General features: G+C 65.3%; 12 protein-coding genes, 2 tRNA genes and 1 pseudogene. 7 read left to right on the top strand and 8 right to left on the bottom strand.

The features are described from left to right. Nucleotides 1-62 precede the first annotated feature (62 nt). The 4 genes from BVH06_RS12140 (at nt 63) to BVH06_RS12125 (ending at nt 5,904) form a co-directional block, all read left to right on the top strand. Nucleotides 63-680 (top strand): glutathione S-transferase family protein, encoded by a 618-nt coding sequence (locus BVH06_RS12140; protein ID WP_075934227.1) that lies wholly within the window; start codon nt 63-65, stop codon nt 678-680. A 32-nt stretch (nt 681-712) separates the two neighbouring features. Beyond that, on the top strand, nt 713-2,779 hold the full coding sequence (locus BVH06_RS12135; protein WP_075934226.1) for a pyridoxamine 5'-phosphate oxidase family protein: 2,067 nt from the start codon (nt 713-715) through the stop codon (nt 2,777-2,779). Nucleotides 2,780-3,042: 263 nt separating this feature from the next. Then, nucleotides 3,043-3,933 (top strand): LysR family transcriptional regulator, encoded by an 891-nt coding sequence (locus BVH06_RS12130; RefSeq protein ID WP_075934225.1) that lies wholly within the window; start codon nt 3,043-3,045, stop codon nt 3,931-3,933. A 96-nt stretch (nt 3,934-4,029) separates the two neighbouring features. Further along, complete coding sequence (locus BVH06_RS12125; protein WP_075934224.1) at nt 4,030-5,904, top strand: MFS transporter; 1,875 nt, start codon at nt 4,030-4,032, stop codon at nt 5,902-5,904. 11 nt (nt 5,905-5,915) lie between these two features. Here BVH06_RS12125 and sugE read toward each other — a convergent pair. The 3 genes and pseudogenes from sugE to rdgC all read right to left on the bottom strand — a co-directional run. Further along, nucleotides 5,916-6,227: pseudogene (gene sugE, locus BVH06_RS12120) on the bottom strand (quaternary ammonium compound efflux SMR transporter SugE); the annotation flags it as partial. Between the two features lie 108 nt (nt 6,228-6,335). Beyond that, nucleotides 6,336-7,277 carry a bile acid:sodium symporter family protein gene (locus BVH06_RS12115; protein ID WP_075931120.1) on the bottom strand — a complete coding sequence of 314 codons (942 nt, stop codon included), beginning with the start codon at nt 7,275-7,277 and terminating at the stop codon, nt 6,336-6,338. 334 nt (nt 7,278-7,611) lie between these two features. Next, complete coding sequence (rdgC, locus tag BVH06_RS12110; protein WP_075931119.1) at nt 7,612-8,532, bottom strand: recombination-associated protein RdgC; 921 nt, start codon at nt 8,530-8,532, stop codon at nt 7,612-7,614. Between the two features lie 321 nt (nt 8,533-8,853). On the opposite strand from rdgC, the gene BVH06_RS12105 reads away from it, so the two are divergent. Next, nucleotides 8,854-8,929, top strand: a tRNA-Val gene (locus tag BVH06_RS12105). A gap of 12 nt (nt 8,930-8,941) precedes the next feature. Next, nucleotides 8,942-9,018 (top strand) — tRNA-Asp (locus BVH06_RS12100). 96 nt (nt 9,019-9,114) lie between these two features. Here the strand turns inward: BVH06_RS12100 and BVH06_RS12095 are convergent. Genes BVH06_RS12095 through BVH06_RS12080 form a run of 4 tightly spaced genes read right to left on the bottom strand, consistent with a single transcriptional unit; the run spans nt 9,115 to nt 11,056 of the window. Beyond that, nucleotides 9,115-9,783 carry a DUF3618 domain-containing protein gene (locus tag BVH06_RS12095; RefSeq protein ID WP_075934223.1) on the bottom strand — a complete coding sequence of 223 codons (669 nt, stop codon included), beginning with the start codon at nt 9,781-9,783 and terminating at the stop codon, nt 9,115-9,117. Continuing rightward, the gene (locus tag BVH06_RS12090; RefSeq protein ID WP_075931117.1) at nt 9,780-10,184 is read right to left on the bottom strand and encodes a phage holin family protein; all 405 of its coding nucleotides are present in this window, start codon (nt 10,182-10,184) and stop codon (nt 9,780-9,782) included. Before BVH06_RS12090 ends, BVH06_RS12095 begins: the two co-directional genes overlap by 4 nt. After that, complete coding sequence (locus BVH06_RS12085) at nt 10,181-10,594, bottom strand: hypothetical protein (protein ID WP_075934222.1); 414 nt, start codon at nt 10,592-10,594, stop codon at nt 10,181-10,183. Before BVH06_RS12085 ends, BVH06_RS12090 begins: the two co-directional genes overlap by 4 nt. 45 nt (nt 10,595-10,639) lie before the next feature. Further along, complete coding sequence (locus BVH06_RS12080; protein ID WP_075934221.1) at nt 10,640-11,056, bottom strand: YgaP-like transmembrane domain; 417 nt, start codon at nt 11,054-11,056, stop codon at nt 10,640-10,642. Nucleotides 11,057-11,483: 427 nt separating this feature from the next. On the opposite strand from BVH06_RS12080, the gene BVH06_RS12075 reads away from it, so the two are divergent. Beyond that, on the top strand, nt 11,484-13,277 hold the full coding sequence (locus BVH06_RS12075) for a thiamine pyrophosphate-requiring protein (protein ID WP_075931114.1): 1,794 nt from the start codon (nt 11,484-11,486) through the stop codon (nt 13,275-13,277). On the opposite strand, the gene BVH06_RS12070 is transcribed toward BVH06_RS12075, so the two are convergent. Next, on the bottom strand, nt 13,274-13,771 hold the full coding sequence (locus BVH06_RS12070) for a CinA family protein (protein ID WP_075931113.1): 498 nt from the start codon (nt 13,769-13,771) through the stop codon (nt 13,274-13,276). The two genes, BVH06_RS12075 and BVH06_RS12070, sit on opposite strands and share 4 nt — an antisense overlap. Nucleotides 13,772-13,864 lie beyond the last annotated feature (93 nt).

The raw sequence follows: 13,864 nt of genomic DNA, 5'->3' as shown, positions 1-13,864 counted from the left end.
GTCGCAAGCTGGTTGCACGGCACGGGGCTTCTCCCGGCCCACCGTCAACCAGGAGCCGACCCATGAAAATCCATCACGTTACGCTGTCAGGCCATGCCCATCGCGCCGTTCTGTTCGCTTCGCTGCTGGGCCTGAAGCCCGAACTGGTCGAGGTCGACCTGGCCGGCGGTGCCAACAAACAGCCTGAATTCCTCGCGCTCAACCCCTTCGGCCAGGTGCCGGTGCTGGAAGACGACGGCGTGGTGGTCGCCGACTCCAACGCCATCCTCGTTTACCTGGCCAAGAAGACCGGGCGCACCGACTGGCTGCCGGAAGATCCCGCTGGTGCGGCGGCGGTGCAGCGCTGGCTGTCCGTGGCCGCCGGCGAACTGGCTTACGGCCCGTGCGCGGCGCGGCTGATCACGGTATTCGGTGCCGACTTCAATGCCGAGGAAGTGATCGCCCGTGCCCACGTGCTGCTCGCCCGCCTGGAGCGCCACTTGAGCGGTCGCCAGTGGCTGGCCGCCGATCACCCGACCATCGCCGACGTGGCGCTGTACAGCTACCTGGCGCGGGCGCCGGAAGGCAATGTCGACCTGTCGGCCTACGAGCAGGTTCGGGCCTTTCTGGCGCGCATCGAGGCGCTGCCCGGCTTCGTGGCCATTCCCCAGACGCCTGCCGGGCTGACCGCCAACGCCTGAGCCTGCGCACCACCGCCTCCAGGAGAGCCGCCATGACCGATCTCGCGAAAACGCCCGCACCCTGGCATTCGGGTGAAACATTCATTCAGGAAAAGCTCGGCGTCGCCGAACGAATGGATGCGGTCGGCAAGCGCGTGGTGCGCGACTTCATGCCCGACCAGCACCGGGATTTCTATGCCCAGCTGCCGTTCATCGTGCTGGGCAGCGTGGATGGGCAGGGCGATGCCTGGGCCGGCGTGCTCGAGGGCCAGGCCGGTTTTATCGCCTCGCCAACCCCCACCACGCTGGACATTGCCGCCCGGCCCCAGGCCGACGACCCTATCGCCCAAGGCATGGGCGAGGGCGCTGCGCTGGGCCTCCTGGGCATCGAACTGCACAGCCGACGGCGTAACCGCATGAACGGCGTGGTGGTGGCGGGCGGCGAGGGCCTGCGGGTGGCGGTCGAGCAGAGTTTCGGCAACTGCCCACGCTATATCCAGCAGCGCGACTTCACCTTCGCCCGTGATCCGGCGGCGCCGTTCGCCGCTACCGTCGAGCAGTTACCGGCGCTGGATGCCGCGGCGCGGGCAGTGATCGAAGGCGCCGACACCTTTTTCGTGGCGACCTATGCCGATGTCGACGGGCAGCGGCAGGTGGACGTCTCGCACCGTGGCGGCAACACCGGCTTCGTGCGCATCGATGCCGACGGCACCCTGACCATCCCGGACTTCAACGGCAACCTGTTCTTTTCCACCCTCGGCAACATCGTGCTCAACGGCAAGGCCGGTCTGCTGTTCGTGGATTTCGCCACGGGCGACATGCTGCAACTGAGCGGCGACGCCGAGGTCATCTTCGAATCCCCGGAAATCGGCGCCTTTCAGGGCGCCGAGCGGCTGTGGACCTTCCGTCCCCGGCGTATCGTGCGGCGCCCGGCTGCCATGGCCCTGCGCTGGGCCATGCGCGAGGACGGCTGGGCGGACAGCTCGCTGCTCACCGGCAACTGGCAACAAGCCGCCGATCAGCTGCGTGCGGCCCAGTACGCCACGCAGTGGCGGCCAATGAGGGTTGCGCGCATCGTTGAGGAAAGCCGGTCGATCCGTTCCCTGCATCTGGAGCCGGTCGACGGTGCCGGGGTGTTGCCGCACCTGGCCGGCCAGCATTTGCCGATTCGGCTGCGAGTGACCGCGGGCGAGAAGCCGCTGATTCGTACTTACACCCTGTCGGTTGCGCCGTCCGACGGCATCTACCGGATCAGCGTCAAGCGCGAGGGGCGGGTATCGCAATTCATCCATGACGGGTTGCGCGAAGGCGACCTGATCGACGCCCGCGCGCCGGCCGGGGCATTCACCCTCGATGCGCAGGAGGAGCGCCCGCTGGTGCTGCTGGCCGGTGGCATCGGCATCACGCCGATGCTGGCGATGCTGCGCCATGTGGTCTACGAAGGCTGGCGCCGGCAGCGGATCAGGCCGGTCACATTGTTCTACGCTGCGCGCTCGAAAGCCGAGCGCGCCTTCGACCGCGAACTCGGCGACCTGGTGGCCGCCGCCCAGGGCGCGGTCAGCCTGGTGCGGGTGCTGAGCGACAGCAGCGGCGCCGAGCCGGGTGTCGATTACGACACTGCCGGGCGCATCGACATGGCGCTGCTGACCCATTATCTGGCCTTCGACGATTACGCCTTCTACCTGTGCGGGCCACCGGCCTTCACCCAGGGGCTGTACGATGGCCTGCGCGGCTACAACATCGCCGATGGGCGCATCCACGCCGAAGGCTTCGGGCCGGCGTCCCTGGTGCGTCGCCCCGATCAGCTGGCGGCGGCCGCCGTGACGGCTCCGCCGGCCACCGAGGCGGTGCCGGTGCTGTTTACCGAGTCGCTGAAGGAGGGGCGCTGGACTCCGGGCTCCGGCACCTTGCTGGAACTGGCCGAGGCCAGAGGCCTGGAACCGGAGTTCAGTTGCCGCGAGGGCTCTTGCGGCACCTGCAAGACGCGCCTGGTGAAAGGCGCGGTGAGCTACCTGAAAGAACCCAGCGCGCCCCACGGCGACGATGAAGTGCTGATCTGCTGCGCAGTGCCGGCGCAGCCGCAAGGCGCCAGTGACGAGCGCCTCGAGCTGGCGCTCTGAGCGGCGCAGAGAGCGAACCTCGGGCAGCCCCGCGCGCAGTTTTTGTAGGAGGTGCCTTCAAGCTCTATTTTGGCTGGCAGGACGCACAAAAGCTCGAGGCTGAAGCCTCTCCTACGGGCCGGTAGGGCGATGGCGCCCGCGTTCCTGCGTGGGCGCTCGACCGTGCAGCCTGAATAGCATCGCCGCTCAGGACGCGCGGATACGGCATACTCGCTTGGCTGCGCCACCAGCGCAGCCAACGCTTAAAGCAGAGGAGCGGGTGGATGGATCGTTGGCAGGCGATGCGGGTATTCGTGAAGGTCGCGGAGACGGGCAGCTTCGCCAGTACCGCGCGGCAGATGCACATGAGCGCGCCGGCGGTGACGCGCATCGTCGCCGGCCTCGAGGATCTGATCGGCGCGCGGCTGCTGGTGCGCACCACCCGTTCGGTGAAGACCACCGATGCCGGTAGCCGCTACCTGCAGGATTGCCGGCGCATTCTCGCCGACATCGCCGAGGCGGAACTGGCCGCAGCCGGGCATTATGCCGAGCCGTCCGGCACCCTGGCTGTGACCGCGGCGTCGATGTTCGGCCACCTGCACGTGCTGCCCCTGGTGCTCGATTATCTGGATGCCTACCCGGGCATGCACGCGCGCACCTTTTTCGTCGACCGGCCGGTGAATATCCTCGACGAGGGCATCGATGTGGCGGTTCGCATCGGTCACCTGGCGGATTCGGGCTTTACCGCCATCCAGGTCGGCGCGGTACGCCGGGTGATCTGCGCGGCGCGGTGTTACCTGGAGAAATACGGCGTGCCGACCACGCCCGCCGACTTGAAACACCATCGCATCGCCGTGTCGCAGAGCGCCTGGGCCTCACCGGAATGGCGCTTCGCCGAGGGCCAGCGAGTGCTGGTAGACCCGGTGCTGCAATGCAACACCAACGAGTCGGCGATCGCCACCGCCAGGGCCGGCTGGGGGCTGACCCGGGTGCTGCACTATCAAGTCGGCCAGGCGCTGCAGGAGGGCGCGTTGCAGATCGTGCTCGAAGGCTTCGAGGAGCCACCGCTGCCGATTCACGTGCTGTACCCCGAGGGCCGTCAGGCGCCGGCCAAGGTGCGTGCCTTCGTCGACCTGGCCGTTGCGCGCCTGCGTGGTAACCCGCTGTTCAACTGAAAAGGCGCGACGCGTCGACAAAAATGCCCATGGCTGTGGCTTTGCCCGGGCAGTTGCAGTCCAATGCTCATCGAATCCGCAAAGGGAAAGGTATCGATGAGTCAGCACTCGCAATTCGCTCTGCTGAAGAGCCGGCGCTTCCTGCCGTTCTTCGTCACGCAGCTGCTCAGCGCGTTCAACGACAATATCTTCAAGCAGTCGTTGATCCTGGCGATTCTCTTCAAGCTCAGCCTTGACGCGGATCGCGACCTGCTGGTCAACGTCGCGGCCATGCTGTTCATCCTGCCGTTCTTCCTGTTTTCCGCCCTCGGCGGCCAGTTCGGCGAGAAGTTCGCCAAGGACCTGCTGATCCGCCGGCTGAAGTTCTTCGAGATCTTCATCATGCTGGTCGGCGCCCTCGGTGTGCTGCTCGGCAACCTGACGCTGATGCTCGCGGTGCTGTTCACCATGGGCATTCAATCGGCGCTGTTCGGCCCGGTGAAGTACTCGATCCTGCCCCAGGCGCTCAAGCCTGAGGAGTTGGTAGGCGGCAACGCGCTGGTGGAAATGGGCACCTTTCTGGCGATCCTGGCGGGCACCATCGGCGCCGGCATCATGCTCACCAGTGCTCACTACAGCGTGATCGTCGCCGTCTCAGTGGTGCTGGTGGCGATGCTCGGCTACCTGTCGGCCCGCGGCATTCCGCGGGCCGGTGCCGCGCTGCCGGATCTGGCGCTGGACTGGAACATCTTCCGGCAAACCTGGCTGACCCTGCGCATGGGCCTGACGCAGCCCAAGGCGGTGTCGCGCTCGCTGGTCGGCAACTCGTGGTTCTGGTTTCTCGGCGCGGTGTACCTGACGCAGATCCCGGCCTATTCCAAGGAGTGGCTGCACGGTGACGAGAGCGTGGTCACCCTGATTCTCACCGTGTTCTCGGTGGGTATCGCGCTGGGCTCGATGCTTTGCGAGCGCATGAGCGGGCGCAAGGTGGAAATCGGCCTGGTGCCGTTCGGTTCCATCGGCCTGACGGTGTTCGGCATCCTGCTCTGGGCGGCCTCGGGCGGCATTCCCGAGGCGGCGCAGCCCTACGACTGGCTGGCGCTGCTGGGCTTCGGCCACGCCTGGTGGGTAATGGCCTCGATCCTCGGCATTGGCGTGTTCGGCGGCTTCTACATCGTGCCGCTGTATGCGTTGATCCAGTCGCGCACCGCCGAGAACGAGCGGGCCCGGGTGATCGCCGCCAACAACATCCTCAATGCGGCGTTCATGGTCGTCTCGGCAGTGGTGTCGATCCTGTTCCTGAGCGTCGCCGGGCTGTCGATCCCCCAGCTGTTCCTGGTCATTTCGCTGATGAACGTGGCGGTCAACAGCTACATCTTCAAGATCGTCCCCGAATTCACCATGCGCTTCCTGATCTGGATGCTCGGCCACTCCATGTACCGGGTGTCGCACAAGGGCCTCGACTCGATTCCGGAAGAGGGGCCGGCGGTGCTGGTGTGCAACCACGTGTCGTTCGTCGATGCGCTGCTGATCGGTGGTGCGGTGCGTCGCCCGGTGCGCTTCGTCATGTACTACAAGATCTACAACCTGCCGGTGCTCAACTTCATCTTCCGCACCGCCGGCACGGTGCCGATCGCCGGGCGCAGCGAAGACCTGCTGGTGTTCGATGCGGCGTTCAAGCGCATCGGCGAATACCTGCGCGACGGCGAGCTGGTGTGTATCTTCCCCGAGGGCAAGCTGACCGCCGACGGCGAGATCGACGAGTTCAAGGCGGGCGTGGAGCGCATCCTGCAGGACAACCCGGTGCCGGTGATTCCCATGGCGCTGGGCGGGCTGTGGGGCAGCTTCTTCAGCCGTGATCCGCGCAAGGGCCTGTTCCGTCGCTTCTGGTCGCGGATCGACCTGGTGGCGGGGGCGCCCATCGAGGCAACGGCGGCGACGCGGCAGGTGCTGCAGGCCGAGGTTAAGGCGTTGCGTGGGGATAATCGCTGAATGAAGAAGCCGTGGCTCATCTTCAGGCCGATCAGCCCGCAGATGATCAGCGCCACGCTGACCAGGCGGATCAGCGCCATGGACTCACCGAACAGAATGATCCCGGCGATCACCGTGCCGACGGCGCCCACGCCCGTCCAGATCGCGTAGGCGGTGCCCAGGGGCAGCTCCTTCATGGCCAGGCCGAGCAGGCCCAAACTGACCAGCATGGCGGCGATGGTGAGCACGGTCGGCAGGGGACGGGTGAAACCGTCGGTGTACTTCAGGCCGACGGCCCAGCCGACCTCGAACAGGCCGGCGAAGAACAGGATGATCCAGGACACAGGCGACTCCAGTCGAATGGGGTCGTCCCCGGTAATCATGCACTTGAGCCGGGGTCGTCCCCGGCGTGCTCCAATAGTGTGCACCATTGCCCGGTTGGGGCAAGCCGTTCAATCGGCCGGCTTGTCGTCCTTCATCCGCCGCAGGAAGGTGGCCAGCAACGCGCCGGAGAGGTTGTGCCACACGCTGAACAACGCGCTGGGCACTGCCGCCAACGGCGAGAAGTGGGCGCTGGCCAGGGCCGCGCCGAGCCCGGAGTTCTGCATGCCGACCTCGATGGACAGCGTCTTGCGTTGCGCCAGGGGCATGCCGGTCAGTACCCCGGCCAGGTAACCCAGGCCAAGCCCGAGGCCGTTGTGCAGCATCACCACCGCCATGATCAGCAGGCCCGACTCGGCGATCTTCGCCTGGCTGGCCGCCACTACCGCGGCGACAATGGCGACGATGGCCAGCACCGAGGTCAGTGGCAGGATATCCACCACCACGCGAACCTTGTCGCCCAGCACGCGCTGCACGATCAGGCCGAGAACGATGGGCAGCAGCACTACCTGAAGAATCGACAGGAACATGGCCGAGAAGGACACCGGCAACCATTCGGAGGCCAGCAGCCAGATCAACGCCGGTGTCACCACGGGCGCCATGAGTGTGGTGACCGAGGTGATCGATACCGACAGGGCCAGGTCGCCCCGGGCGAACCAGGTGATCACGTTGGAGGCGGTGCCGCCTGGGCAGCAGCCGACCAGAATTACCCCAACGGCGATCTCCGGTGGCAGGGCGAACAGTTTGCAGAGCAGCCAGGCTAGGCCCGGCATGATGATGAACTGCGCCAGCACGCCGACCAGCACGCGACCGGGGCGCCGCCCCACTTCACGAAAGTCCTCTGCTTTCAGGGTCAGGCCCATGCCGAACATGATCAACCCGAGCAGCGGCACGATGAATGCCGTCAGCGGCAGGAAGGCACTCGGAAGCAGAAACGCCAGCACGGCGAATAGCAGAACCCAGATGGCGAAGGTGTTGCCGACGAAGCGGCTGAGGGCGACCAAGGCAGACATGGCAGAAATTCCCTATAAAGCCGTAGCAGGCTCCAAAGGCGGAGCACTGTGCAGCCAGTTATTGTTGGATAGACAGCGGTGGCGGTCGGATGGAGCGGGGTATTGGGCTGTTGCAAGAGAGCAGCTGCAATTGAAAGGCTCGCGAGCTAAAGCCCTGCAAGCCTAGGCGGCCCCACAAAATAGGCGAGAAACGCAGCGTAGCGAAGTAACAGCCGAAGGCTGGCCCGTAGGGTGAGCGCAGCGAATCAAGCGGCCGGGTCGCGACCGACTGTACTTTTGTACATGAGCGTTTCGAGCCTATTTTCAACGCCGCAGGGCGGACGCGCAGCAGCCTTTAGAGTCCTTGCGGAGTGTCTTCGCCACCCAGGGCTTCGAACAGTGCCGGCAGGAACTCGATCAGGGTCAGCATCATCAGCGTGAAGCTGGCGTCCTGCTGGCTCAGGTCGTCGTCGCCGCCATCCTGCTCGGCCTGCTCCTGCAGCAGGTCCTCGAACTTCAGGCGCTTGACCACCAGCTTGTCATCGAGCACGAAGGACAGCTTGTCCTGCCAGGCCAGGGACAGTTGGGTCACCTGCTTGCCGGAGCTCATGTGCAGTTGCACTTCTTCGCCGGTCAGGTCCTGGCGCTTGCAGCGCACGATGCCGCCGTCTTCGTGAGTGTCGCGCAACTCACACTCGTCCAGCACGTGGAAGTCGGCCGCGGCCTGCTGGGCCTTGACCCAGTCGGTCATGGTCGCGCTCGGAGCGATCTTCACGGTCAGCGGGCGCACCGGTAGCGAGCCGATGGCTTCGCGCAGGGTCGACAGCAGATCTTCGGCGCGCTTGGGGCTCGAGGCGTTGACGATGATCAGGCCCTGGGCCGGGGCGATGGCGGCGAAGGTCGCGGACTTGCGAATGAAGGCGCGGGGCAGGAAGGCCTGGACGATCTCGTCCTTGATCTGCTCGCGCTCCTTCTTGTAGACCTTGCGCATCTGCTCGCTTTCGATCTCGTCGACCTTCTCCTTCACGGCGTCCTTGACCACGCTGCCGGGCAGAATGCGCTCTTCCTTGCGAGCGGAGATCAGCAGAAAGCCCTGGCTTTCATGCACCAGCGGTGCATCCTCGCCCTTGCCGAAAGGGGCGACGAACCCATAGGTCGCCAGTTCCTGGCTGGCGCAGGGGCGCGCCGGCTTGGCGGCCAGTGCGGTTTGCAGTTTTTCGGTATCGAAGTCGACGTCCTGGGTGAGGCGGTAGACCAGCAGGTTGCGAAACCACATGAGCGGGTTGTCTCCAGTTAATGGGTGCGCGCCGCGGCGCGCAGGAAATCTTCAATTCGGGCGCATGGCAGCTGCCTCAGGCAGCGCATGGGCAGTCTGGCGGCGGATAGGCAATCACGCCGCGCGACGATCAGACCCGCGCGAGGGCGCATTATTCCTTCCGCTGTTGGATTAGGCCAACCCCATATCGAGTCGTCGCGTGATTTGCCCTGCCAAATGGCGGTGATTGCTAAGCCTTTGGATCGCCAATAAATTTTTTTCACAAAGGGGGTTGCCAAGGGGCAGGGTGCTCTCTAGAATGCGCCCCACTTCGAGAGTGAAGGGTGATTAGCTCAGCCGGGAGAGCATCTGCCTTACAAGCAGAGGGTCGGCGGTTCGATCCCGTCATCACCCACCAATCGAGGTATGCGCAGCGGTAGTTCAGTCGGTTAGAATACCGGCCTGTCACGCCGGGGGTCGCGGGTTCGAGTCCCGTCCGCTGCGCCATATATCGCTTCCAGGGCCCACTGAACACCCGGAAGCAACGTAAAAAAGCGCCTTAGGGCGCTTTTTTCGTTTCTGCGTTTCGCCTTTTACCCGACGTCAGATCGCGCCGGGGCGAAAGGGTGGCTCGTCATCCGGCACATCGGCGAGTTCATCGAAGCCGGCTTCGATATCCGGCACCACGTAGCTTTCCTTTACTAGTTCGTCTTCTGGCGAGTGCCGGCGCCCTGTGCCCAGCAGCCCCACCAAGGCGCCTGCTGCCAAACCGGCAGCCGCGAAGGCCCACGGGTGGCGATGCACGGCCTGGCTCACGGCGCTGGCGCTCTGCTTGACCTGTTGTGTCGCGGCGCTGGCACCATCGGCAAGGTCGTGCAGTTTGCGGCGCGCGGCTTGGGTGCTCTGTTCCAGCGACTGTTTGGCACTGTGCAGGGCATCGGCCAGGGATTCGTGATCCTCCGGCGCATCAGGCTCGGGCGCCTTCGGCGTGTGTCGGCGCGCCTGCTCGACGGCCAGCCAGGCCAGGCCGATGGCGGTCATGGCGACCGGTACCGGGTTGGCCTTGAGGGTTTGCCCCAGGCGTTCGGCCATTTCCAGGCCGCCGCTGTCGCGACCATAGGCTAGCGCTTGGTCGATCAGCCGTTGCGGGGTCAGGCGTGCCTCCACGTCATCGATAAGTGCATCGATACGGCTGCGCTGCTGGTCGATTTCCTGCTCGAGCACTTCCGGGGACTTGAGCGATTCGGCGGCGATGCTGCTATGGGTACTCATGACATTTGCCTCTGTACCGCTTCCTTGTCTTTCTGCAAGGAGTCCAGGGTGCGTTCGGGAGTGAGTTGGGAAGGGGCGAATTTCTGTTGCCCGACCTTGAGCATGATCAGGCCGATCACGATCACCACGACGCCTACGATCAATGCGGCCGCCCAAGGCGGCATCACTTCGCTGAGGCCATAGACAGCGGCGAGCAGCAGCATCAGCACGCCGCACAGCAGCACGATGGCACCGCCCGCGACGGCGGCGATGCCGGTCTTTGTGGCTTGCAACGAAGCATTGAGCTCGACCTTGGCCAGCGCCAGCTCCTTGGTGAATAGCGTCTGCACTTCTCGCGTCAACTGGCGCAGCAGGCCGAGCAGCGAGGGCTCAAGTGGCGGTTGCCGGAGATCGTCGTTCATCGCAGCGTCCCTCCATGGGAATAGCCATCAGCGTGGCTGCGTCGCTTGCGCAACACGCGACTCACCAAAATGCCTACCGCCACGCCGCCGGCCGCCAGCCACAGCGGATGCTTGCGGGCGAAGCGGTCGACGCTGTGCACGGCGTGGCCGCTGTAGTTGTTCAAGGCGTCGCGTAGAGCGGCGAGTTGGCGCCCGGCCTCGCGCAAGCGATCCGGCGAGGCCACCGCGTCGGGGTTTTCCAGGTCGGCGATGGTGGAGCGGGCGATGTTGGCCAAGGCTTCCAACTCATCGGTATGCGACTGCTCGGCCTGGATGCGTGCGCGTAGTCGTTCCTGGGCATCGTGCTGCCAGTGCCCGGAAATGATCTTGGCAGGGCGCTTGTGCGGGCGGTCTTTGCTGTCGTTATCCATATGACTACACCTGTTGATGCTAAAAATGCGGTATGGCAATGCCTGTTATCGGCTCTGCTCGCGGCTGGCGAATTCATCGGCAATCGGCGTGCCCAGGTCCGCTGGTGCCGGCGTGACTGGTACCGGCGGCACGGGCGGAGCTGGCGTGGCGCGGGTGCGATCGGCGACTTCCTCGGCCATTAGCACCAGCTCCTGGAGGCGCTGTACACGGGCGCGCAGGTAGCGGATTTCAGCCAGCGGGTCGTCCACCGCGCTTTTCACGCTGCAATGACCGCTCAGCCCGCGCAGCAGCAACAGGCCGCCCACGCTAAACTGGCGCCGGCCACGCTCGCCGTGCTTGCTCGCGCCGAGCGTAGCCAGCAGCAATCCCCCGCCGATGGACAACAGGCGCTCCCAGCCTCTGACGTTCTGAGGCGCCGGGCCCTGTCGTTCGGGTTGCGATTGCGGTTCGAAGGCGACCATGTGTTCACTCCTGCCTGATGTGACGGGCCAACGGTTCAAGCCTGCTCAAACGGGGTCGGGCTGTGGCTTGTCCGGTAGCGCATCGTTGTCGGGTTCGTGGGGCTGGCCGAGTGGAGGGGGCTCGCCCGGCAAGTCGGGTGCCTGGGTCGGATCGGGTACTCGCTGGGTCATGCCTCGTCCCTCGGTGCGTTGCTCTAGAGGGTTTGAGGGTGACGGGCGCTGCATGTTCGATCTTTTTGCCCCGCGGCGGCTTGCCTTCAACCCAGGCGCAGCGGTCTGGCAGAAACCTTAAACCTCCGTGAGCGGGCCCCGGTCAAGATTTCCTGTCCGGCAGCGAACTGCCGGGCCGAGCCGTCGCGCACAGAGACCTCGCGTGGCAACTCCATCCATGTCGGCCCAGCGGGCCCGAACTTCGAGCGAGTTTTCCATGAGCATGACCGTCGCAGATTTCATCGTCGAACGCCTTCACGAATGGGGCGTTCGGCGCATCTATGGCTATCCAGGGGATGGCATCAACGGCGTATTCGGCGCCCTGGCCAAGGCCGAGGGCAAGATCCGCTTCATCCAGGCGCGCCATGAGGAAATGGCCGCGTTCATGGCGGCGGCCGACGCCAAGTTCTCTGGCGACCTGGGCGTATGCATCGCCACCTCCGGTCCCGGTGCGGCCCATCTGCTCACGGGTTTGTACGATGCGCGCATGGACCACATGCCGGTGCTGGCGATCGTCGGCCAGCAGGCGCGCAACGCCCTGGGCGGCCATTACCAGCAGGAGGTGGATCTACTGTCGATGTTCAAGGACGTCGCCGGCGCCTTCGTCCAGCAGGCCAGCGCGCCGTCCCAGGTGCGTCACCTGGTCGACCGCAGCATTCGCACGGCGCTGGGTGATCGTCGGGTGACGGCGATCATTCTGCCCAATGATCTACAGACGCTGCCCTACGAGGAGCCGCCCCGCGAGCACGGCACCCTGCATTCGGGCGTGGGTTACAGCCGGCCGCGGGTTGTGCCGTACGAGGCTGACCTGCAGCGCGCCGCGGATGTGCTCAATGCCGGCAAGAAGGTAGCGATCCTGATCGGTGCCGGCGCGCTCGGTGCTGGCAAACAGGTGACCGAGGTGGCCGAAGTGCTGGGTGCCGGCGTGGCCAAGGCGTTACTCGGCAAAGCCGCGCTGCCGGACGATCTGCCCTGGGTGACCGGCTCCATCGGCCTGCTGGGCACCAAGCCCAGTTATCAGATGATGAACGAATGCGACACCTTGCTGATGATCGGCTCGGGCTTTCCCTATGCCGAATTCCTGCCCAAGGAAGGCCAGGCGCGCGCCGTGCAGATCGATATCCAGGCCGACATGCTCGGCTTGCGCTATCCCATGGAGGTCAATTTGCAGGGCGATGCCGCGGACACCCTGCAGGCGCTGCTGCCGTTGCTCGAACGCAAGACGCTGCGCACCTGGCGCAAGCGCATCGAACGCTGGACTGCGCAGTGGCAGACCACCCTGAAGCGCCGCGCCATGGCTTCGGCTTCGCCGATCAACCCGCAGCGGGTGGCCTTCGAACTGTCGCCGCGCCTGCCGGATCGCGCGGTGGTGACCAGTGATTCCGGCTCCTGCGCCAACTGGTTCGCCCGTGACGTAAAGATGCGCGAGGACATGCTCTGTTCGCTGTCCGGTGGTCTGGCCTCCATGGGCGCGGCGGTTCCCTATGCGATTGCCGCCAAGTTCGCCCACCCGGATCGCCCAGTGGTGGCGCTGGTCGGCGACGGCGCCATGCAGATGAACAACATGGCCGAGCTGATCACGGTCGCCAAATACTGGCGCGAATGGCAGGACAAGCGCTGGATCTGCGCGGTGTTCAACAACGAAGACCTCAACCAGGTGACCTGGGAGCAGCGGGTGATGGAAGGCGACCCGAAGTTCTCGGCCTCCCAGGACATTCCCAGCGTCGCCTATCACCAGTTCGCCGAGTCCATCGGGTTGCTGGGGATATATGTCGACCGCGAGGAGGACGTCGCTGCGGCCTGGGAGCAGGCGCTGGCCGCTGACCGCCCGGTGGTCATCGAATTCAAGACCGACCCCGATGTGCCGCCTTTGCCGCCGCATATCACCTTGGCCCAGGCCAAGGCCTTTGCGTCCACTCTGTGGCAGGGCGACCCGAACCAGGGCGGCATCCTGCGCCAGGCCACCAAGCAGGTATTGGGTTCGATCCTGCCCGGGAAAGGCCGGCGCTAACCCTCGCCAAGCAGCTGCGCGTGCCGCTCGGGCAGGCGCAGCAGGGCGAAGCGGGCGGCTTCATCGAGGATGCGCGAGCGGTCGCCGGCGAAATGTTCGGTGCTCGAATACAGCTGGATGTTGCCGTCTGCCAGGCGAAAGGCCCAGGCGAAGCACAGGGTGCCGGCAGCAATCTCGCCCTGTGGTTCGGGACCCGCGACGCCTGTGGTGGCGACGGCGACATTGGCCGGGCTGCCGTCTAGCGCGCCCTTGGCCATGGCCCGCGCCACTTCCTCGCTGGTCAGGTTGAAGTTGTCGAGGGTGTGCTGGCTCACGCCCAGCAAGCGTTTCTTGGCGGCTGGCGAATACACCACATGACCGCTGTCCAGGCATTCGCCGCTGCCGGGATGCTTGGCGAGCAGCGCCACGACCATGCCGGCGGTGCAGGACTCGGCGGTGGTCAGATACAACTTGTGACGCTTCAGATAATCGAGCAGCGCTTCGATGTCTTGCATGGCAACTCTCCTCCCATGGCCGGTTATTCTTGGATCGGTGCGTCGCCCTGGAGGTGCTGGCAGCCTGATCGACGGCAGCGGGCTTTTCCCTGA

The sequence above is a fragment of the Pseudomonas sp. PA27(2017) genome (assembly GCF_001945445.1).
Taxonomy (GTDB): domain Bacteria; phylum Pseudomonadota; class Gammaproteobacteria; order Pseudomonadales; family Pseudomonadaceae; genus Aquipseudomonas.
This window is presented reverse-complemented; position numbering and strand designations above follow the sequence as displayed.

Excerpts from the sequence above, each read along its gene's own strand:
- BVH06_RS12075 (WP_075931114.1), top strand. The coding sequence starts at position 11,484 with ATGAGCATGACCGTCGCAGATTTCATCGTCGAACGCCTTCACGAATGG.
- BVH06_RS12135 (WP_075934226.1), top strand. The coding sequence starts at position 713 with ATGACCGATCTCGCGAAAACGCCCGCACCCTGGCATTCGGGTGAAACA.
- BVH06_RS12070 (WP_075931113.1), bottom strand. The coding sequence starts at position 13,771 with ATGCAAGACATCGAAGCGCTGCTCGATTATCTGAAGCGTCACAAGTTG.
- BVH06_RS12130 (WP_075934225.1), top strand. The coding sequence starts at position 3,043 with ATGGATCGTTGGCAGGCGATGCGGGTATTCGTGAAGGTCGCGGAGACG.
- BVH06_RS12090 (WP_075931117.1), bottom strand. The coding sequence starts at position 10,184 with ATGAACGACGATCTCCGGCAACCGCCACTTGAGCCCTCGCTGCTCGGC.
- BVH06_RS12125 (WP_075934224.1), top strand. The coding sequence starts at position 4,030 with ATGAGTCAGCACTCGCAATTCGCTCTGCTGAAGAGCCGGCGCTTCCTG.
- BVH06_RS12085 (WP_075934222.1), bottom strand. The coding sequence starts at position 10,594 with ATGGATAACGACAGCAAAGACCGCCCGCACAAGCGCCCTGCCAAGATC.
- BVH06_RS12080 (WP_075934221.1), bottom strand. The coding sequence starts at position 11,056 with ATGGTCGCCTTCGAACCGCAATCGCAACCCGAACGACAGGGCCCGGCG.
- BVH06_RS12140 (WP_075934227.1), top strand. The coding sequence starts at position 63 with ATGAAAATCCATCACGTTACGCTGTCAGGCCATGCCCATCGCGCCGTT.
- BVH06_RS12115 (WP_075931120.1), bottom strand. The coding sequence starts at position 7,277 with ATGTCTGCCTTGGTCGCCCTCAGCCGCTTCGTCGGCAACACCTTCGCC.
- rdgC (WP_075931119.1), bottom strand. The coding sequence starts at position 8,532 with ATGTGGTTTCGCAACCTGCTGGTCTACCGCCTCACCCAGGACGTCGAC.
- BVH06_RS12095 (WP_075934223.1), bottom strand. The coding sequence starts at position 9,783 with ATGAGTACCCATAGCAGCATCGCCGCCGAATCGCTCAAGTCCCCGGAA.